Here is a 19399-nt window from a genome sequence, read left to right as displayed (position 1 = left end):
TGGATTTAAGTGACCCTGACCCTAAACCGGAATCGAAAGGGAATGGCCGCTCTGCGGCATCGCCCATCTTCTGGGGAACCTTCAGTAAGGGTGATCGATGTGCAGCTTTGCAAATACACGTTCTTCAAAAACCCACTGTCCGTTTTCCCGGACATATAGATCGGAATACATGCCATACAGATGATAGGTCATGTTTTCATCATCGACCAACAACTCATTTGTGTAGGACCAACCTTGACCTTTATCACCATCAATATTTACGGCTCCAGGAAAATTGAGAAACGCCCGAGTATAAGAGCCTTTGAAGCCCCGACCGTTTGTTTTCATGTCTATCCAGTGGCTTATGATTGCATCTCGTCCCTCGATTATTTGGCTCCCGAGGTGCCAGCTGGCGTTCATTGCCCAACAACTTGACCACAGCATCTGATCGCGGCGTATGACCGCATCGCTATAGCTGTCGAGAAGCTCTCGGATAGCAAGCCTATCTTCGATTGGGCCGTTAAAGTGGCGCGCATTGAGGTCGCTGTTTACCGCATTGTGCTGATGTGGACTTTTCATAAATGATCCCCCGTAAAAGGACGCCCGCGTTGGTAATCCGAAAACAGGTCCGGATTCCGGAGCTTTTGAAGAATTTCATCATTCAGGCTATATATGTAGAAAAGGTGACGTGCCGAAAGGAGAGCCCACGCAGAAAATACGGAAAGATTAAAAGCTATAAAAAATTGACTTTGATCAACGAAAATTATTCCAGACGAAAACATAATCAAATCTTGAAAATTAGAAATGATAATGAGATTCAATACACCAGCAGAAATGCCATATATCTTACAACTCACTTCTGTTTTGTTATATAATCCCTTTATACGAGGGATTAATCCAACTACTATATAAAAAAATACAAAGCAGTCCAATAAAGGTATCAATATAGATAATAATATTATTGTAACAGATAATTTTTTAATATTTGATGTTTTTATTCCTCTATTTATAAATTGCTCTTTTTCATTATTTCTTAATAGTATGTAAATTGGATATACGTAAAAAATTATTTTAAATAATGTCCATATTAAAATTATTTGAAATGTGTATTGATTGACATCAATAATTTCAAGTTTGTATTTATAATAATTAATTATTTCATTTTCGAAAAACATGCGGCCTCCTATCATCAGCCAAATCTGATATACAACTTATCCACCCGATTTTATTGTAAAGCCGTGCAGCCAAACCTGCGTACCTTGTAGTGTCAAAATCGGACGAAAGTCCGTCATTGACGTTGTTAGAAACGGAGAAGGCGCTCGCTGGTCTAATGCCCACATGCTATTTCCGATGAGAACCGAGAGCAACGCGTGGTCACGGCGCGCTATGAGGTCGGCCCCCACTGTAAAATATATATCGGTCGCGGGTATGCCGGATCCCTTTAACAGCATAAGTTCGAGAATGGCGAAATCTTCGCAATCCCCGCGTCGGCGGGCAAGCGTTTCCGCTGGAGTTGCCCAGTAATCCCTGGTCCCATACACGTCGATATCCTCAGCATATTGAATGTAGGAGATAACGAACGTGTGAATGAACGCTATCCGCTGCTTAGGATTCTCGATGCGCCGCGCCTGTCGCACGATAGATGACCATTGCGCGCCGCTTGCTGGCACCGCTGCGCGAAGGTATTTGGCGTCAAATGGCGAGTGCGCAACAGCTATGCCGACGGAATTGTAAATCTTAGGTAAACTGGCTGATTTGGTTCCTGTGCCCGCCGTGAGCCGCAGCACAACGATCAACGCAATTGCAATAAGAGACAGCGCAAGCGGGAATATACCAAACTGACGAAACCATTTCAGCAGTTCGAATACGGAAGAAAAGAAAATATCATCAAAGTTTGGATCTTTGAGGATTTTCATAGTCACATGCCTTTTGCCAGGCGAAAAGCCAACAGACGCCTTTTCACTTGAAAAGTATCGGCCGTCCACAATGATTACTAAAACGGGCTAGACTAAATATGTTCCCCGTAAGAGTTGAAAGCAAAAGCCATATTGGAGCCTTCCGAGCAGAATGTAACTGCATATATCATGTTTCAGCGTGAGCAACTGGATCGCGCATCGATGTTTTCCGATGTTTGGCAGCACTCCGTTTGGCAAAACCCTGATCTCGATTATACTTTGCAGCGTCCGGTGTCCGTCGTCAGATAATTTGAGACATATGGCAGTTTAAAACAGGCGAGTGTTTGGGCTCATCCGGTTGGTTAATATTATGCAGCCAGTGTGTCTATTGAATGCTGGCGGGGGGCAGAGTATTTGCACAAGGTGCGATCGTTGCCGACTTAAACGGCAGAGAATCTGAATTACATCAGGATATACTCGCAAAATTGCAACACGAAGATGTTCTCTGGCACTGGGTTACAATGGACGAGGATGTCGCCGAAAGCATTATTGCTGCTTCGAAGTTATCAGATCTCGTAATTCTGAGCAAACGCAGCAACGCGGCCAATTCCAAGGACATGCTGTTGCCCATCATCGACGATGTAGTGGTAAGCGCAGGCTGTGCTTTACTGGTTGTTCCGGATGACGTAAATCGACTGCAAAGCATTGATAATGCTGTGATTGGCTGGAACAGCACCACAGAGTCCGCTCCCAACATTCGAAGGGCAGTGCCATTCCTGAAAGCAGCATCGAGTGTTCACATCGCTTCGGTTGGAGTGGAAGAAGGAACTTATCCGCAGACCGATGCCAACTGCTATCTGTCGCGTCATGATATTGTGTCGGACATTCACGAGCTGCCGGGAACGGCCCGGTCGGCGGCAATGACTTTGCATGATTTCGCTGTCAGCAAACAGGCTAGGGTCAGGACCACTTAAATCCACCTTGGCGGCGTCAAGACGTCCTTCGGATTTGACCCATACTGTCCATTGCCGCGTTGGCAAGCTTGGCCTTAGAACCACTAAGTCCTGCGCTTGCCGCCTTGAACTGAACAGTATGGCCTCAAACCGCGAAGGTGGATTTAAGTGGTCCTGACCCTAGGATAGTTGGTGGGATAACAGACAAATCGTACTAAATGGCGAGGCTGAACTGCTTTCCGCCTGGAACCCGATGCCTGTCCAGTGACGACGCGATGGCGCGCGAATAGGGTAAGCCATCCGGCTGGATTACGATGGAATCGGATTCAATGCGTGCAAGACCCCGTTTGATAAATGCAGCCAATCCTGATCTAGCTGTGTCCAGAATATGTTCCGGAATAGCTCCAGAAGTACCTGCGCACAGCAAACGTTCGATCAATGCCCCGCGCAACTTGTCATCCGCCGATCGCCTAATGCCTCTCGACACTGTAAAATTATGCGCAAGCGCAAGCTTTCGGAACGCTCCGGGGTGCTTCTCGTTCTGAATGATGAAATCGGGGAAGTTGCTAATCGCACTCGCCCCGAGGCCAATCATGGTCGGACAGTTATCATCGGTATAACCTTGAAAATTGCGGTGCAAAGTGCCCTGCGCTGCGGCCCTTGAGAGGCTGTCATTTGGTAGGGCAAAATGGTCAAAGCCGATTGCCATATAGCCAGCCGCGGTGAGTTGCCGATACCCCAAGTCCGCCATCGCAAAACGTTCGGCCGAACCAGGCAAGTTGCTATCATCGATACGCTTCTGACGCGGGAAAAGTTGCGGCATATGGGCATAGCCGAACAACGCGATCCGGCTGGGTTGCAGTTCGACTGCCGTAACGAGCGTTTCGCTTAAATCGTCGCTGCTTTGGCCGGGAAGCCCATATATCAGGTCGAAGTTGACGGCGTCGATGCCGACGTCGCGAAGCTGTTTCAAGCAGTCGCTAATCATTTCTACAGGCTGGATCCGGCCAATCGCGCGCTGGATTTCTTCGGAAAAACTCTGAACACCCAGGCTGACACGCGAAACGCGGCAATGTGCAATCGTCGTCGCCCACTCTTCGGTGAAAATACGCGGGTCGAGTTCGACTGAAATATTAGGGCTGTCGCAAGAAAAGGTAGTGAAAATCCGATCAATAAGCCGGACGAAGTCCACAGGGGCTATCGCATTCGGGCTGCCACCTCCAAAGGCGATGTTCCTCACCTTACCGCGTCCCCCCAGGCTGCACGCGATCAGGGCAATCTCAGTCTCCAAGGCTTCCAGATAAGACGTCAGCCGCTGGGTCTTGCTGGCTGCTCCAGTGTTGCAGCCGCAATACCAGCAGATTTGCTGACAATAAGGAATGTGAACATAAAGCGAGATCGGATCGTCGGAACCGATATCATCCAGCGCCTTCAAAAGTTCAGGCCCGCCCACGCCATCGTGAAATTCGACGGCGGTCGGATAGCTGGTGTAGCGCGGCACGTTACCGGTGAGCAATTCGGGATAATAAGGCCACATCGGCGTTTAATGGATTAAATCAAGCGACTGGTCTTTGATCCTGATCAAGCCGTTTCTTGAGCGAGATCAATGTCATGCCCGCGTCCGACGCGTAACTGATTCCGAAGTTTAACTGCACAGGAGTGACACATATGGGCACCGCAAATGTCGGACGTTTTGATCGCATGATCCGGATCAGCCTAGGTATCATCCTGATCGCGATGGTGTTTGTCGGTCCGAAGTCGGCATGGGGCTGGGTTGGACTTGTCCCACTCTTCACCGGCCTCTTTCGTTGGTGCCCTGCGTATCTGCCTTTTGGCTTCAGCACCTGCAAAAAATAATCAACCACTTCCCAAAGGATAAAGTAATGAAATTGTTGAAGTACAGCCTGCTGCCGGTCGCCATAGCTGCGAGCGCCATTTCCACCCCAGCCCTTGCCGAAGCAGGCGACACCTTCGTTCGCGTGCGCGCCATCGTGGTTGCGCCGACCGAAACCTCGGGCGGGATATTGCCGACCTTTCCGACCGAAGAGGTCAAGGTCAACAACAGCATCATGCCCGAAGTCGATATCACTCATATGGTTACCAACAATATCGGCCTCGAACTCATCGCCGCAACCACCAAGCATAACGCGTCGGGCAAGACCGGCACGACCGGCGGTATCGGAAAGCTCGCATCGACCTGGGTATTGCCGCCGACTTTGACCGTACAATATCATTTCGCCCCGGAAGCCAAGGTTCGCCCTTATGTCGGAGCGGGCCTGAATTATACGATATTCTATTCGGAAAAGCCCTCCGCCGGTCTTGAGGCGGCCGTCGGGCAAACCGATGTCAACATGAAGGACAGCTTCGGTTGGGCGGCGCAGGCCGGGATCGATATTGATCTGAACGAGAAGATGTTCCTCAACTTCGACGTTAAATATATCGACATCGATACGACCGCGCGGCTGGCGACCACGGCGATTGGCACGCAGCGCGTGAAAATCAGTCTCGATCCGATCGTCTTTGGGGTTGGTCTGGGTTTCCGTTTCTAGGGTCAGCGAAAACGTCACGCCACGGGCGGCGCTTCTTGAGGAAGAGGCGCCGCTCTTTTTGTATCAGCAGCAACCGTCGTCGGCGGTGCCATCGGCCTTTTTCCTGCGCTCATTGGCGGCATGGCACCCCTTTTTGCAGCAGCCATGATCGCCACGTTCGCCGGGCAGCGGTGCCTTGACCGGAATCGAAATACGCACATCGCCATCGCCGCAGACGCCGATCATGATGGATTTTGCCGTCGCAGGCGCTGGCGGCATGACCAGTATCATGATCGCGAGGATTGTAGCGAGCTGCTTCACAGTTCGTCCTCTTCGTCGATCAGGATGCGCAAGGCAGCGCCATCAGCATCGTCGAACTGGCCGTTCTTGATCGACCAGAAAAAGCCTGCGAGGCCCAACAGCCCGAGACCCAATGCGATCGGGATGAGCAGAGCAAGCCCCGTCATTTCGCTGCATTCTTGAGGCGGAGCGCGTTTGCGACCACCACCAGCGACGAACCTGACATCGCGGCAGCGGCAATCAACGGGGTGACATAACCTGCTATTGCGAGCGGCACGGCAAGCACATTATAGCCGATTGCAAGAATGAAATTCTGCCGGACAATGTGCTGGGTTCGGCGGGCCGCACGGATTGCGGTTGCGACAGGGGTTAGCGCGTCACCCATGAATACGACATCGGCGGCGTTCTGGCCTGCATCGCTCGCCGACGCAGGCGCAATCGAGGCATATCCGGCGGCGAGTGCGGGTCCATCGTTAAGACCGTCGCCGACCATTAGAACCTTATGCCCCGCCGCCTTTTGCCGCGCGATGGCATCGAGTTTCTCTTGTGGCAGCATCGAAGTTTGCGCGGTTATACCCAAGGCGTGGGCAATTGGCGCGACCGATACAGCGCGGTCGCCTGATATAATCGACGAGGCCAATCCGAGCGACTGAAGCTCGACCAACGTCGCGGCTGCTTGCGGCCGCATCTGGTCGGAGAAATGCACGGCGAAGGAAGGCTTACCCTGAATCTGAAGTTCGGATGCAAGGGCTTCATGCGATATCTCCGTATTCGGACGGCCAAGCGATACGGCGCGGCCATTGGCCGTCGCAAAAACCCCCGCTCCTGCCACTTCGCGGACTTGGTCGATTTTGGCGGCGGCAACACCTTCAGTTTCCAGCGCCCGCCTGATGCCTTCGGACAGAGGATGACGGCTCGCCCGCGCCAGAGCCAAAAGGACTTGTTTTTGCTCGCCATTTGCGTCCGCCAGATTGATTGGCGTTGGCCGTCCCATGGTGAGCGTGCCGGTCTTGTCAAACATCGCCAGATCGACTTCGGCGAGACGTTCGAGCGCGCTGCCGTCTTTCACCAATATGCCCGCGCGCATCAACGCGCCCGCCACGACGATCTGTGCGGCGGGAACCGCGAGGCCGAGTGCGCAGGGGCAAGTGATGATCAGCACGGCGACAGCGACCAGCAGGCTTTCATGCCATCCGGCTCCAGCCACCATCCAGCCGAGAAAGCTTAGTGCGGCGAGTATATGCACGGCTGGTGCGTAAAGGCGTGCAGCTCGATCGGCCACCCGGACATACAGTGATTTGCCCTGCGACGCCTGCTCCATCAACCGCGCAATGTCCGCGATCGCGGTATCTGCGCCTGCTGCGGTGACCCGGACATGCACCGGGGCGTCTAGGTTCAATGTGCCCGCATGCACGATGCTGCCAACCACTACCGATTGCGCGGTGGTTTCTCCGGTCAGCAGCGACAGATCAAAACTGCTAACGCCTTCCGTCACCATACCGTCGGCAGCTAAGCGTTCTCCAGCGGCGACCAGCATCACCATGTTGGGCTTCAATGCCTTCGCGTCGAACCACGCTGTTTTGCTACCAGGTTGCAACACCATCGCGCCTGCCGAAGTCTGTTTGAGCAAAGCGCTCACCCCATCGCGTGCTCGGTCGCGCATTACCGCGTCGAGCCAGCGACCTGTCAGCAGGAAGAACAGCAGCATCACCACGCCGTCGAAATAGGCGTGCGGGCCGTGGGTAAAGGTTTCATAAAGGCTGAGTGCGGTGGTGATGGTCACGCCGATGGATATCGGCACATCCATATTGGTCCGGCCTTTGCGCAGCGCGCTCCATGCCGAACGGAAGAACGGCTGCCCCGAATAGGCCAAGGTCGGTAGCGCAATCAACGCCGACAGCCAATGGAACAAGTCGCGAGTCACACCACCGGCTCCTGACCAGACCGACACTGACAGCAGCATGATGTTCATCATCGCGAAACCGGCCACCGCCATCGCCTTAAGCAGGCGCTTGGCTTCGTGATTGTCGCTATCACCGCTACTTTCCGAAATCGCGAACGCCTCAAAGCCAATGCCGGATATGGCTTCAAGCAGCTGCGGCATCGTCATTTCGGGCAGGTGGGTGACGCTGATTCGTTTGGCGGTAAAATTGACCCGCGCATTGACGATGCCGGGTCGCAAGGCCAGCCCGCTCTCCAGTTTCGAGATGCAACCGGCGCAGCGCATGCCCGGTATCGCGAAATCCGACACCGGCAATTCGACAGGGGCGCGGTTGGGGGTTGCGGCTGTCATTGGAGTTGCTCTACGACTTTGTAGATGTCGGCACTTTGGCGCACGGATATCTGCACATTCCAGCGTCCAACGGGCAGCGCGGTCGTTGATACCAGTTTGCCATCGGGTGTGGCTTCAAACGCCAGCGGCTGTTCGACAGCGCGGCCCAAAGGATGCAGGGCATTACCAATCGCAGTCGCACCCTGCAAAGGCCGACCGTCTTTTTGAACATCAATCACCACGAACCGATCAGCAGTCAGCACCGCGTTGACGGCCCAGCCGAGCCTGTCCTGCTTGTCGCCTTCGGCCAGCCAGCGGTTGTAATTCTGACTGGCGACATAGCTGTTATCGACGACCGTTCCGCCAAAGGTGCCAAGCGCCATGCGCGCCATGTAAAAGTTCACCGCCATGACAATGGCAAAGAAGCTGACCAGGATTGCGGTCATGTGCCAGCCGGTGAACTTGCCGTTTATCAAAATTTTCATTCTTCTTCTTCTTCTTCGTTTTCCGGCCTTTCGAACACAACCGCGTCGCTATCGCCGCTTTCGTCGCCGGTGCGTGCGATGGTGCTGATCGTGAACTCGCTATGCTCGGGGCCTTCAGCGGGTGCGGCTACGAACAATTGCACTTTGTGCACTGCATCCGGTGCCACAGCAAAATGTATATGCTGCGTCGCGAATTCGCGCTTGCCTGCGGGCGTCCAGACGACTGCGCCGGGCAGCCCCTCGACATATACATCGACAATACGCGGCCGCGTTTCCATGTTTCGGATTTTCAGCGTGTAGTTGTTGCGGATCGATCCATCGGACAGGCGGACATAGACCGGGTTGCGGTCCGGTTGCACCGCCAAGTCCAGCCGTGTGCGCTGGCCCAAAGTGAACAGCATAGCGAGGCCAATGCTCACCCAGATGCCGAAATAAATGAGCGTGCGCGGACGGAAGAGCGTTTTCAACACGGGATGGCTCGTGCCGCCCGCCTTTTCGACCTCTGCATCGTCCAATGTGCAATAATCGATCAGTCCGCGCGGCTTGCCGATTTGCGCCATGACATTGTCGCAGGCGTCGATACACAATGCGCAGGTGATGCAGCCGATCTGCGGCCCTTCGCGAATATCGATACCTGTCGGGCAAACAGCGACACATTGGTTGCAATCGATACAGTCGCCGAATGCAGCCGGATCGGCTTGCGCCGCCTTCAAACTGCCGCGTTTCTCCCCACGCCATTCCTTGTAGGTCACGAGCAACGACTTTTCGTCCATCATCGCAGTCTGGATTCGCGGCCACGGGCACATATAGATGCACACCTGTTCGCGCATGAAGCCGCCGAAGATGAAGGTTGTTGCGGTCAATATGCCGACCGTCGCATAAGCAACGGGTGCCGCCTCGCCAGACCAGAAATCGCGCACCAATGTCGGCGCGTCGGCGAAATACATGATCCACGCGCCCCCGGTCCAGAAAGCGATAAACAGCCACACCGACCATTTGCCGAGGCGCTTGGCGATTTTCTGCGGGCCCCACGGTGCCGTTTCCAGCCGGGTCTGCGCGTTGCGGTCGCCATCAATATAGCGCTCGACATGCTGGAACAGATCGGTCCAAACGGTCTGCGGACAGGCATAGCCGCACCATGCGCGGCCAACCGCGCTGGTCACCAAGAATAGCCCGATACCCGCCATGACCAGCAGGCCGACGACATAATAAAATTCATGTGGCCAGATTTCGATCTGGAACATGTAAAAACGCCGGTTCGCGAGATCGATGAGGACCGCTTGATCAGGCGCATAAGGTCCGCGATCCCAGCGCAGCCACGGCGTGATATAATAGATCGCCAGCGTGACCGCCATAATGCCCCATTTCAGCCGACGGAAGAATCCGTCGACTGCCTTGGGATAGACGCCCTTGCGTGCCTCATAGAGCGGCTGGTTCGGGCCAGTGAGGTGCTCAGGGCTTGACATTGGATGCGACCTTTGCCGGGTCGGGTACCGGTGTTGCCGCTGGCGCGGGATTGGCTTCCCCGCCACCGAGCGAATGCACGTAGGCTGCCAGCATCTTGATCGTCACCGGATCGAGACGATTGTTCCAGCGTGGCATCACGCCATAGCGCGCATTGTTGACGGTTGTCGTCAGGCTCGCTTTGTCCCCGCCATATAGCCAGATGCCATCGGTCAGGTTCGGCGCGCCGAATTCGCGTAAGCCCTTACCGTCAACGCCATGACATGACGCGCAATTGTTGGAAAACAATGCAGCGCCGGTGGCCGACTTTGGGCTTGCCTTTTCAAGACCCGACAATGAGCGGACATAGGATGTCACTGCATCGATTTCGCCATTGCTCAACACACCCGCAAAAGCCGGCATCTGCGAAAAACGCGTTTCGTCATGGTCTGGCTGCCTTATGCCATTCGTCAGCGTATAATGAATTGCAGGCATATCACCGCCCCACAGCCAGTCGTCATCGTTGAGATTGGGATAGCCAGCCGAACCCGCTGCACCCGAACCATGGCACTGGACGCAGTGCACTTTGAACGCCGCGCGTCCGCCTTCGACGGCCGCCTGATAGAGCCGTTCGTCACCCGCCAATTGTTCGACAGGAATTGCCGCAAGCGCGCTTGTGATCGGCGCGCGACGAACTGCTTCGGCCTGTAATTCCTGTTCGAACTGCCCTCGGCTCGACCAGTTCCACACGCCTTGGGTCGCGCTGTTTACCATCGGGATTGCGGGATAAAGCACGATATATGCTAATGCCCAGACTATCGTTCCCCAAAAGGTGAACACCCACCAGCGGGGCATCGGCGTGTCGAGTTCTTCTATGCCATCCCATTCATGACCGACTGTTTGCGTGCCGGTAGGCTCGTCGATCCGCTTGTTTTCAGTCATCGTCATCGTCCCTGAATATGATATGCGCCGCATCATGATTTCGCCCGGATGCCCCTTTGCGAAAGGGCCACGCGACCAGGACGAGAAAAATCATCCCCATTGCAACCAGCCCCCAGCTGTCGGCAAAGTGCCGCAGATCGTTATAGTTCATCGCGGCTGCTCGTGTGCTTGGGCCTTTTGACGATCGACCAACGTTCCGAGCATCTGAAGATAGGCGACAATGGCATCCATCTCGGTAACCTTGGCGGGGTTTCCATCGAAATCACGAACCTGCGCCTTGGGGTAGCGCTGTTTTAGCGCGGCGCCGTCAGCATTGGGGTCGGCTTGCCCCATCAGATCGGCATCGGCCGCTTTGATAGCCTCATCGGTGTAGGGCACGCCAACGCGCGACAACGCCGTAAGATGCGCAGACATGTCGCCTGCCTTGACCGACCTTCCTGCTAGAAAGGCATAGGGCGGCATGATTGATTCCGGCACTACGCTGCGCGGGTCTTTAAGATGAGCACGATGCCATTCGTCCGAATAGCGTCCGCCAACACGCGCCAGATCGGGTCCGGTGCGTTTCGACCCCCATTGAAACGGATGGTCGTACATGCTCTCGGCCGCCAGGCTATACGCACCATAACGCTCGACCTCGTCGCGGAACGGGCGGATCATCTGGCTGTGGCAGACATAACAGCCTTCGCGCATGTAGATGTTGCGGCCCGTCAGCTCTAGCGGGGTGTATGGCCGCATTCCCTCCACCTTCTCGACGGTTGAGTCGATCCAGAACAATGGCGCGATTTCGACGATACCGCCGATCGCCACGGCACCCAGCGCACACAGCCCCAGCAGCGTGACATTGCGCTCCAGTTTCTTGTGGCTGAACATTCCGGTTTTGGTGTCGCTTGTCATGATGATGGCTCCTTATTCGGCCGGAACGGCGACGTAGGGGCGGTCGGCGTCGGGATTATGTGGCGTTTCGGTCATCGCCTTTTCATCGCGGAGCTTGCCCGCAACGGTCATCCAGACATTATAGACCATGATCAGAGCACCGCAGAGATAGAGCAGCCCGCCAAAGGCTCGGATGACATACATCGGGAACATCGCAGCCACCGTTTCGGCAAACGAGTAAACGAGATAGCCGTCGGCCCCGTACTCACGCCACATCAGGCCTTGCATTATCCCCGCAACCCACATGGCAGAGGCGTAAAAGACGATGCCCAGTGTCGAGAGCCAAAAGTGCCAGTTTATCATCCGTAGCGAATACATGCGGGCCCGTCCCCAGAGCCGCGGGAATAGATAATAGAGACAGGCAAAGGTGATCATGCCGTTCCAGCCGAGCGCTCCGCTATGCACATGGCCGATGGTCCAGTCGGTGTAATGCGACAGGCTGTTCACCGCCTTGATCGACAGCATCGGCCCTTCAAAAGTGCTCATGCCGTAGAAGGCGAGCGCCATTACCATCATACGGATGATCGGGTCGGTCCGGATCTTGTCCCATGCGCCGTTCAGCGTCATCAGGCCGTTGATCATTCCCCCCCAGCTTGGCATCCACAGGACAATCGAGAACACCATCCCCAACGTCTGCGCCCAGTCGGGCAGAGCGGTGTAATGCAAATGGTGCGGTCCGGCCCAGATGTAGAGGAAGATCAATGACCAGAAGTGGACGATGGAAAGCCGGTAGGAATAGACCGGACGCTCAGCCTGCTTGGGCACGAAATAATACATCATGGCAAGGAAGCCGGCGGTCAGGAAAAATCCGACTGCATTATGGCCGTACCACCACTGGGTCAGCGCATCCTGCACCCCAGCAAAGGCGCTATAGCTTTTTGAGCCGAAGAGGCTGACCGGCATCGACAGGTTGTTGACCAGATGCAACATCGCAACGGTGATGATGAAGGCAAGGTAGAACCAGTTCGCGACGTAAATATGCGGCTCTTTGCGCTTGACCAAAGTGCCAACAAACACCACCAGATAACTGACCCAGACAACGGTTAGCCAGATATCGACATACCATTCGGGCTCAGCATATTCCTTGGCCTCGGTAACGCCCATAAGATAGCCGGTGGCGGCAAGCACGATAAACAGCTGATAGCCCCAGAAGACGAAACGGGCGAGACCGGGGAAAGCGAGTCTCGCCCGGCAGGTGCGCTGGACGACGTAGAAACTCGTCGCGATCAGCGCATTGCCTCCAAATGCGAAGATAACTGCTGACGTGTGCAGCGGCCGCAAGCGGCCGAATGTAGTATATTCCAGATTGAGGTTTAGCACCGGGAAGGCCAGCTGAAGCGCGATGATCAGCCCCACAAGGAACCCTGCGATGCCCCAGAACATCGTAGCAATAACCCCCCAGCGGATTGGATCATCATCATAGCGTGATGCTACAGTAGGGCCGCTGAGCACGGGGAAACGCTGGGTTAGAAAATCGAACTTTTTCATCGACACTGCCATCGCGATCAATGCGGCGACACAGGCAATCCCCATATGAACAGAAAAGGCCTGATCGACGCCCAATACCATTGCTACAAAGGCCAGAAGCGCAACGACGAACAACACGCCGACGCGTGTTAGAAGCTTATCCATAGTCTTTCCCCGAGCCGCAAAATGACGGCTCCTGTCGTTGTCATGCGGCGGCGCAGCATGATCTTCCTTGATTCAGATCAAACAGAAGAAAAACAACGCCTCAAGCGGCGGCAGACAAATCCTGCAAACGGCGCCGATCCTGAATCGAAACCATGCGGCGGTCGGGAAGGCCAATGACGCCATCGGCCTTCAGGCGGGAAAGCTGACGACTTACCGTTTCGATAGTCAGCCCGAGAACATCGCCCATTTGCTGCCGGTCTAACGGCAACGCAAACTCGTTTAATTCATTCTGTTCAACCGAACAGCCAGTTTCGCTCAAACGGATAGACATTTCGAGCAATAAGGTCGCGATCCGCTCAGTAGCTGTCTTTTTGCCAAGTAGCAGCATCCATTCGCGGGCACGGTCCAGTTCTTCTAAAGTCCGCTGGAGCAGTTTATGTTCCAGCGCCGGATGATTGCGTGCGAACGCATCAAAACTGGAGCGCGAAAAGATACATAATTCGGCGTCGCTGAGCGCGGTCACGCTATATGGACTTTTTTGCCCGAATGGCCGGCCAATGAAGTCGGCCGGGAAAATTACCCCGACGATCTGTTCACGCCCGTCAGATATGCTCATCGAAACTTTCAGGATACCGGAAATGATATTGGCGACGATAATGGCGTCGTCACCTTCCCATACCAGCGTCTGGCCACGCACCACGCGCTGCTTTCGCCCAAGTCTGCTCAACGCATCGAGTTCATCATGCGACAAAGCGGCGCATATTGCGCTGTTTCGGCAGCTTGAATCAGAAAATTACACGATTGGGAAGCATGAATGTAAACACCAATTAGCACTACTTTGGCAGATTTGTAATTTAGGGGATTCCCTTTTTGTAGGATCGGTGATTCATAGGGAGCTAGCTTATGGAGGCTGGCGATGGTTGGTGATTGGCGGGATGATCTTGAGGCTTGGCTAGAGCCGTTTGTTGCGGCGCTTCGGCACAAGACGCGGGGGCGGATGTGTCCATCGTATGTGGCTGGTTTGATCGGGCCCGGGGATCGCAAGAGTGTTCAGCCCATGGCGGCCCGTAGCGGGGGTGCGAGCTACGACCAGTTGCACCATTTCGTTTCGAGCGGCGTCTGGGATGCGGCCCCATTGGAGACAGCTTTACTGACAGAAGCGGACGCGCAAATCGGCGGGGACGATGCTTGGTTGATCATCGATGACACGTCTTTGCCCAAGAAGGGAACGCATTCGGTGGGGGTTGCGCCGCAATATGCTTCGACGCTGGGCAAGACGTCCAACTGCCAGACACTGGTATCGCTGACACTGGCGCGGCGGGAGGTGCCGGTGATGATAGGCTTGCGGCTGTTCCTGCCCGAGATATGGACCAGTGATCTGGCACGGCTTGACCGCGCCAAAGTGCCAGAAGCGCGCCGCGATTACCGGACCAAGCCCGAGATTGCCCTTGAAGAGATCGACCGGGCTCGGCAAGCAGATGTCCGCTTCGGCTGTGTGCTGGCTGATGCCGGATATGGTCTGTCCGCGCCGTTCCGGCAGGGCCTTTCTGAGCGTGGGCTAACATGGGCCGTGGGCATCCCTTACAAACAGAAGGTCTATCCAGCCGACGTCACCATGATCTTTCCTGTATCAGGAAGGGGAAGGCCACGCGAGCGCCATATCCCGGACGTGAAGTCTGTGACGGCAAAAGCCATGCTGGAAGCTGCAAATTGGCGGACGGTCAGCTGGCGCAAGGGAACCAAAGGACGGCTTTCCGCTCGATTTGCCGCCGTGCGGGTGCGCGTCGCCGACGGGCCAACTCAGCGCATCCACGATATGGGGGCACAGCATCTGCCCGGTGAGGAGGTCTGGGTGATCGGTGAACATCGTTCGACCGGCGAACGCAAATATTATCTCTCGAACCTGCCTGCCGATACCCCGATCAAGCAACTTGCCGGGGCCATCAAGGCACGATGGGTTTGTGAACAGGCCCATCAGCAGCTTAAGGAAGAGCTTGGCCTTGATCACTTCGAAGGGCGGTCATGGCAAGGACTGCACCGGCACTGCCTCATGTGCATGATCGCGCTCGCCTTCCTCCAATCCCGGCGGCTCAAACAGGCCAAAGGGGAAAAAAAGAATCTCCGGACCTCCGCCACAACCCAGCCTGCCAGCAGTGCGCCAAGCCATCCTTAACGCTCTCGCCCAACCGCCGCCAACACTATGCCCGCATTGCCGAAAATTCATCAATAATGAGAAAGTGCCAAAGTAGTGTTAGGGTCAGGACCACTTAAATGCACCTTCGCGGCGTCAAAATCGTCTCAAACCGCGAAGGTGGATTTAAGTGGTCCTGACCCTAATTGGCCCCGACACCACGCCAAGTTGCTGTTGGTTGACAGGGGCTGCAACTTGTCCGCACAACAATGATAACATATGCGCGACAATGCTGTTACAGTAAGGCGGTCTGCTGCCGTAAATATGCAATGTTTCCATGGCACCGCGCCTTAGCAGTTGAAGAAGGAAGTTTTTCGTGAAGTCCGTGCCAGGTCCGAGCAGATTGAAAGCCCAAAAAACGCCAGCCGATGCGCGCTATTTTAATCGCGAGCTGTCGTGGTTGAAATTTAATGAACGCGTGTTGGAAGAAGCGTCGAACCCAGCGCACCCCTTGCTGGAGCGGCTGCGCTTTCTGTCGATTTCCGGCACCAATCTTGATGAGTTTTTCATGGTCCGCGTGGCTGGCTTGCGCGGGCAGCAGCAACGAAAGATCGAAGAACTGTCGATCGATGGCCGCACGCCTTCCGAACAACTCGCCGACACCGTTGCCGCCGCTGACCGGTTGATGATCCAGCAGCAAAAGCTTTGGCGCAAGTTGATGAAGGAACTGGCCGGCGAAGGCATTAAGATCGTTCAACCATCCGCGATGGGCAAGACCCTGCAGACGCAAGTGGGCAAATATTTCCGCGAACAAATCTTGCCGGTGCTCACCCCGCAGGCGCTGGACCCTGCGCATCCGTTTCCCTTCATTCCCAACCAAGGCCTGAGCCTCATTTTCGATATGCGCCGCAAGGATGATGGAGAGGTTGTGCGGCAATTGGTGATGATCCCACAATCGCTCGCCCGCTTTGTCCGGCTGCCCGGCCTTGGCACACGGTTCGTCACCATTGAGGCGTTGATCAAGCATTTCGTGGGGCAAATGTTCCCAGATTATCGGTTGATCGCCGCTGGCGCATTCCGCATTATCCGCGACAGCGATATCGAAGTGGAGGAAGAGGCCGAAGACCTCGTCCGTTATTTCCGCAGCGCTATCAAACGCCGCCGTCGCGGGCGGATTATCCGGCTGAAGCTGGAAAAAGGCCTGCCAAGCGAATTGGCGACGTTGATCCGTTCCGAACTTGGCGCAGGCGCGTCGATTGTTGTCGAAACCGTCGGGTTCTTGGGCATTGGCGATTTGAGCCAGTTGGTCGACGAAGACCGCCCGACGCTGAAATTCCCGCCTTATTCCCCGCGTTTTCCCGAACGCATATTGGAACATGATGGCGATTGTTTTTCGGCGATCAGCCAAAAAGACATCGTCATCCACCACCCCTATGAAAGCTTCGACGTCGTGCTCGCGTTCCTGCAACAGGCCGCAGTGGACCCGGACGTCGTGGCCATAAAGCAAACATTGTATCGCGCCGGAAAACAATCCGCCGTCATCCGTGCTTTGTGTGAAGCTGCCGAGGCCGGCAAATCTGTCACCGCAATTGTCGAGCTAAAGGCCCGGTTTGACGAAGAACAAAACCTTCATTGGGCGTCGCAGTTGGAAAATTCCGGCGTTCAGGTGGTCTACGGCTTTGTCGACATGAAAACCCACGCCAAAATTTCGTTGGTCGTCCGGCGTGAGGCGGATGGTTTCCGCACCTATTGTCATTTGGGCACGGGCAATTATCACCCGATCACAGCCAAAGTTTATACCGACATCAGCTTCTTCACCGCCGACCCGCGCGTCGGCCATGATGCCGGACAGATATTCAATTATATCACCGGCTATATCCCGCCATCGGAGCTGAAGCTGTTGACCATGAGCCCGCTTGGCTTGCGGGAAAAAGTCATGTCGTTGATCGACGATGAAATCGCCCATGTCGCCGCCGGACGGCCCGGCGCAGTTTGGGCAAAGCTCAACTCGCTGGTCGATAAGGCGGTCATCGACAAATTATATCAGGCAAGCGAAGCTGGGGTTGAAATCGACCTTGTGGTGCGTGGTATTTGTTGTTTGCGGCCCGGCGTAAAGGGCATGTCGTCGCGCATCCGCGTAAAGTCGGTCGTCGGCCGCTTTTTGGAACATAGCCGCATCTGGGCGATGGGCAATGGCGCGGATCTGCCCAATCCCGATGCAAAGGTCTTCATCTCCTCTGCGGACTGGATGTCGCGCAATTTCGACCGCCGCGTCGAATATATGCTGCCAATTGAAAACCCTACCGTCCATGACCAGATCCTTGATCAGGTTATGGTTGCAAACCTGCTCGACAATCAGCAAAGCTGGATGCTCCGTCCGGACGGGCGTTATGAAAGGGTGAAAGCCGGAAGCATGCCATTTAATCTGCATCATTATTTCATGACCAATGCGTCGCTTTCGGGACGCGGAGGCGCGCTCGCGGATGACAAGCAGGTTCCAACGCTGAGCCTCGTCCGACAAAGATGAAGGCGGTGCGTCAGGCCGTCATAGATATTGGCTCCAACACGGTCCGGCTCGTGGTGTATGCCGGATCGCCGCGCGCACCTTTGCCCATTTACAATGAAAAAAGCCGCGTAAAGCTGGGTGCGTGCCTTGCAGGCGACGGCGAAATTGACAAGGTGACGATGAAAAAGGCGCTGGCCGCATTGGCCCGCTTTGAAACACTTGCCCGCGCGATGAAGGTCGACAGCATGCGCGTGGTCGCCACCGCCGCAACGCGCGAAGCGAAAAACGGTCAGGAATTGGTCGATAAGGCCGCTGCCTTGGGCATTCGCGTCGATGTGCTGGACGGCGATGCCGAGGCGACGGCGGCGGGCTATGGCGTGCTCAGCGACAATCCCTTCGCCAATGGCTATGTCGGCGATTTGGGCGGCGGCAGCCTTGAACTTATCCGCATAGCCGACGGCAAATTGGGCGCGCGGGTGTCGCTGCCACTTGGCACATTACGGCATGACATTTTGACGGGCAAATCGGCCAAGCAAATCACGCAAATGCTGCGCGATGATATTGCCAGAACGATGGGCAAAAGCGCCTTTCCGATAGAAACCGGCCTGCCCTTTTACATGATCGGCGGTTCGTGGCGGACTTTTGCGCGGTTGTATATGCATGAAACCGGCTATCCGCTGACCATATTATCCAATTATGAAATGCCGCCGGAGGCACCCGAATTGCTCGCGCCGCTTGCGCAAGATCGCGATGCCCTGACGCGGTCAAACGTCGTCGCTGCGGGCCGTATTTCGGCGCTGCCGGGGGCGACCGCTTTATTGGGTGGCATAATCGGGCTGTTAAAGCCCCGCAAGCTTGTGACGAGCATCTACGGCCTGCGTGAGGGGTTGTTGTACGAACAACTGACCGCAGAGGAGCGCAGCCAAGACCCGTTGATCGCGGCGGCCCGGTTTGAAGGCGAACGGCTGGGGCGTTTTCCCTTTCACGGTGATACGCTGGCCCAATGGATTGCGCCGGTCTTTGCCGGGCAAAGCGCGCATGACGCACGATTGTGCCGCGCGGCGTGCTTGCTGTCCGACAGCGTGTGGAACGTGAACCCCGAATATCGCGCCGACCACGCACTCGACCTTGCATTGGACGGCAGTTGGCCCGGCGTCAGCGCCAGCGACCGCGCGGTCATCGCGGCGGCCCTGTGGACGGTGCACGCCGGAAAGCGGACCTTGCCCGAAATGCTGCTTGCCTTGGCCAAGCCCGGCGCGCTGGCGCAAGCCGTTATCTGGGGCCTAGCCATCCGCTTGGCCCACCGCCTCGACGGCGGCACCGGCGGCGCATTACCCAACAGCCGCATCGACGGCGACGGCGCGACGTTACGGCTGCACTTAAGCGGCTCAGCGGTGCGG

Annotated in this window: 20 protein-coding genes and 1 pseudogene; 7 read left to right on the top strand and 14 right to left on the bottom strand. The window is 55.6% G+C overall.

The features are described 5' to 3' along the window. Positions 1-81: 81 nt before the first annotated feature. Genes HEQ34_RS10935 through HEQ34_RS10925 form a run of 3 tightly spaced genes read right to left on the bottom strand, consistent with a single transcriptional unit; the run spans position 82 to position 1895 of the window. Positions 82-558, bottom strand: coding sequence for a nuclear transport factor 2 family protein (locus HEQ34_RS10935; RefSeq protein WP_296200328.1), 477 nt, complete (start codon positions 556-558; stop codon positions 82-84). Then, complete coding sequence (locus HEQ34_RS10930; RefSeq protein ID WP_296200326.1) at positions 555-1154, bottom strand: hypothetical protein; 600 nt, start codon at positions 1152-1154, stop codon at positions 555-557. The genes HEQ34_RS10935 and HEQ34_RS10930 overlap by 4 nt, the downstream gene beginning before the upstream one ends. Positions 1155-1190: 36 nt before the next feature. Next, positions 1191-1895 carry a transglutaminase-like cysteine peptidase gene (locus tag HEQ34_RS10925; RefSeq protein ID WP_296200324.1) on the bottom strand — a complete coding sequence of 235 codons (705 nt, stop codon included), beginning with the start codon at positions 1893-1895 and terminating at the stop codon, positions 1191-1193. Between the two features lie 111 nt (positions 1896-2006). Between HEQ34_RS10925 and traF the strand changes: the two are divergent. Both traF and HEQ34_RS10915 read left to right on the top strand, forming a co-directional pair. Continuing rightward, positions 2007-2171 (top strand): annotated as a pseudogene (gene traF / locus HEQ34_RS10920) (conjugal transfer protein TraF); the annotation flags it as partial. Positions 2172-2266: 95 nt separating this feature from the next. Beyond that, positions 2267-2848, top strand: coding sequence for a hypothetical protein (locus HEQ34_RS10915; protein ID WP_296200322.1), 582 nt, complete (start codon positions 2267-2269; stop codon positions 2846-2848). A gap of 193 nt (positions 2849-3041) precedes the next feature. On the opposite strand, the gene hemN is transcribed toward HEQ34_RS10915, so the two are convergent. Beyond that, positions 3042-4364: an oxygen-independent coproporphyrinogen III oxidase gene (gene hemN, locus HEQ34_RS10910; protein ID WP_296200321.1), complete on the bottom strand. Its 1323-nt coding sequence runs from the start codon at positions 4362-4364 to the stop codon at positions 3042-3044. Positions 4365-4495: 131 nt separating this feature from the next. Here hemN and HEQ34_RS10905 point away from each other — a divergent pair, with 131 nt between their 5' ends. Further along, positions 4496-4684 (top strand): DUF2892 domain-containing protein, encoded by a 189-nt coding sequence (locus HEQ34_RS10905; RefSeq protein WP_296200320.1) that lies wholly within the window; start codon positions 4496-4498, stop codon positions 4682-4684. A 26-nt stretch (positions 4685-4710) separates the two neighbouring features. Further along, positions 4711-5376, top strand: coding sequence for an OmpW family outer membrane protein (locus HEQ34_RS10900; protein WP_296200319.1), 666 nt, complete (start codon positions 4711-4713; stop codon positions 5374-5376). 63 nt (positions 5377-5439) lie between these two features. On the opposite strand, the gene HEQ34_RS10895 is transcribed toward HEQ34_RS10900, so the two are convergent. From HEQ34_RS10895 to HEQ34_RS10850, 10 genes are all read right to left on the bottom strand, one after another. After that, positions 5440-5676 (bottom strand): hypothetical protein, encoded by a 237-nt coding sequence (locus HEQ34_RS10895; RefSeq protein ID WP_296200317.1) that lies wholly within the window; start codon positions 5674-5676, stop codon positions 5440-5442. Further along, positions 5673-5822, bottom strand: a complete 150-nt coding sequence (ccoS, locus tag HEQ34_RS10890; protein ID WP_296200316.1) for a cbb3-type cytochrome oxidase assembly protein CcoS — start codon at positions 5820-5822, stop codon at positions 5673-5675. The genes HEQ34_RS10895 and ccoS overlap by 4 nt, the downstream gene beginning before the upstream one ends. Further along, positions 5819-7948 (bottom strand): heavy metal translocating P-type ATPase, encoded by a 2130-nt coding sequence (locus HEQ34_RS10885; protein WP_296200315.1) that lies wholly within the window; start codon positions 7946-7948, stop codon positions 5819-5821. Before HEQ34_RS10885 ends, ccoS begins: the two co-directional genes overlap by 4 nt. Further along, positions 7945-8412 (bottom strand): FixH family protein, encoded by a 468-nt coding sequence (locus HEQ34_RS10880; protein ID WP_296200314.1) that lies wholly within the window; start codon positions 8410-8412, stop codon positions 7945-7947. Before HEQ34_RS10880 ends, HEQ34_RS10885 begins: the two co-directional genes overlap by 4 nt. Then, a complete protein-coding gene (ccoG, locus tag HEQ34_RS10875) occupies positions 8409-9878 on the bottom strand; it encodes a cytochrome c oxidase accessory protein CcoG (protein ID WP_296200313.1) in 1470 nt (489 codons plus the stop codon). The genes HEQ34_RS10880 and ccoG overlap by 4 nt, the downstream gene beginning before the upstream one ends. Then, the gene (gene ccoP / locus HEQ34_RS10870) at positions 9865-10797 is read right to left on the bottom strand and encodes a cytochrome-c oxidase, cbb3-type subunit III (protein WP_296200312.1); all 933 of its coding nucleotides are present in this window, start codon (positions 10795-10797) and stop codon (positions 9865-9867) included. The genes ccoG and ccoP overlap by 14 nt, the downstream gene beginning before the upstream one ends. Further along, positions 10790-10948, bottom strand: a complete 159-nt coding sequence (locus tag HEQ34_RS10865) for a cbb3-type cytochrome c oxidase subunit 3 (RefSeq protein WP_296200311.1) — start codon at positions 10946-10948, stop codon at positions 10790-10792. The genes ccoP and HEQ34_RS10865 overlap by 8 nt, the downstream gene beginning before the upstream one ends. After that, the gene (gene ccoO / locus HEQ34_RS10860) at positions 10945-11691 is read right to left on the bottom strand and encodes a cytochrome-c oxidase, cbb3-type subunit II (RefSeq protein WP_296200310.1); all 747 of its coding nucleotides are present in this window, start codon (positions 11689-11691) and stop codon (positions 10945-10947) included. The genes HEQ34_RS10865 and ccoO overlap by 4 nt, the downstream gene beginning before the upstream one ends. Positions 11692-11703: 12 nt before the next feature. Beyond that, on the bottom strand, positions 11704-13362 hold the full coding sequence (ccoN, locus tag HEQ34_RS10855; protein ID WP_296200309.1) for a cytochrome-c oxidase, cbb3-type subunit I: 1659 nt from the start codon (positions 13360-13362) through the stop codon (positions 11704-11706). Positions 13363-13462: 100 nt separating this feature from the next. Beyond that, a complete protein-coding gene (locus HEQ34_RS10850) occupies positions 13463-14125 on the bottom strand; it encodes a helix-turn-helix domain-containing protein (RefSeq protein WP_296200369.1) in 663 nt (220 codons plus the stop codon). A 153-nt stretch (positions 14126-14278) separates the two neighbouring features. Here HEQ34_RS10850 and HEQ34_RS10845 point away from each other — a divergent pair, with 153 nt between their 5' ends. From HEQ34_RS10845 to HEQ34_RS10835, 3 genes are all read left to right on the top strand, one after another. Then, entirely contained in the window at positions 14279-15535 is a 1257-nt protein-coding gene (locus HEQ34_RS10845) for an IS701 family transposase (protein WP_296195891.1), read from the top strand. A gap of 361 nt (positions 15536-15896) precedes the next feature. Beyond that, on the top strand, positions 15897-18020 hold the full coding sequence (locus tag HEQ34_RS10840) for an RNA degradosome polyphosphate kinase (RefSeq protein ID WP_296200307.1): 2124 nt from the start codon (positions 15897-15899) through the stop codon (positions 18018-18020). 5 nt (positions 18021-18025) lie between these two features. Beyond that, positions 18026-19399, top strand: a 1374-nt coding sequence (locus HEQ34_RS10835; RefSeq protein ID WP_296200305.1) for a Ppx/GppA family phosphatase, incomplete at its 3' end; no start/stop codon positions are given.

This window comes from Sphingorhabdus sp. (assembly GCF_023910635.1).
In the GTDB taxonomy this organism is placed as follows: domain Bacteria; phylum Pseudomonadota; class Alphaproteobacteria; order Sphingomonadales; family Sphingomonadaceae; genus Sphingorhabdus_B.
The sequence above is the reverse complement of the archived record's forward strand: the minus strand, read 5'-3'. Positions and strand labels throughout refer to the sequence as shown.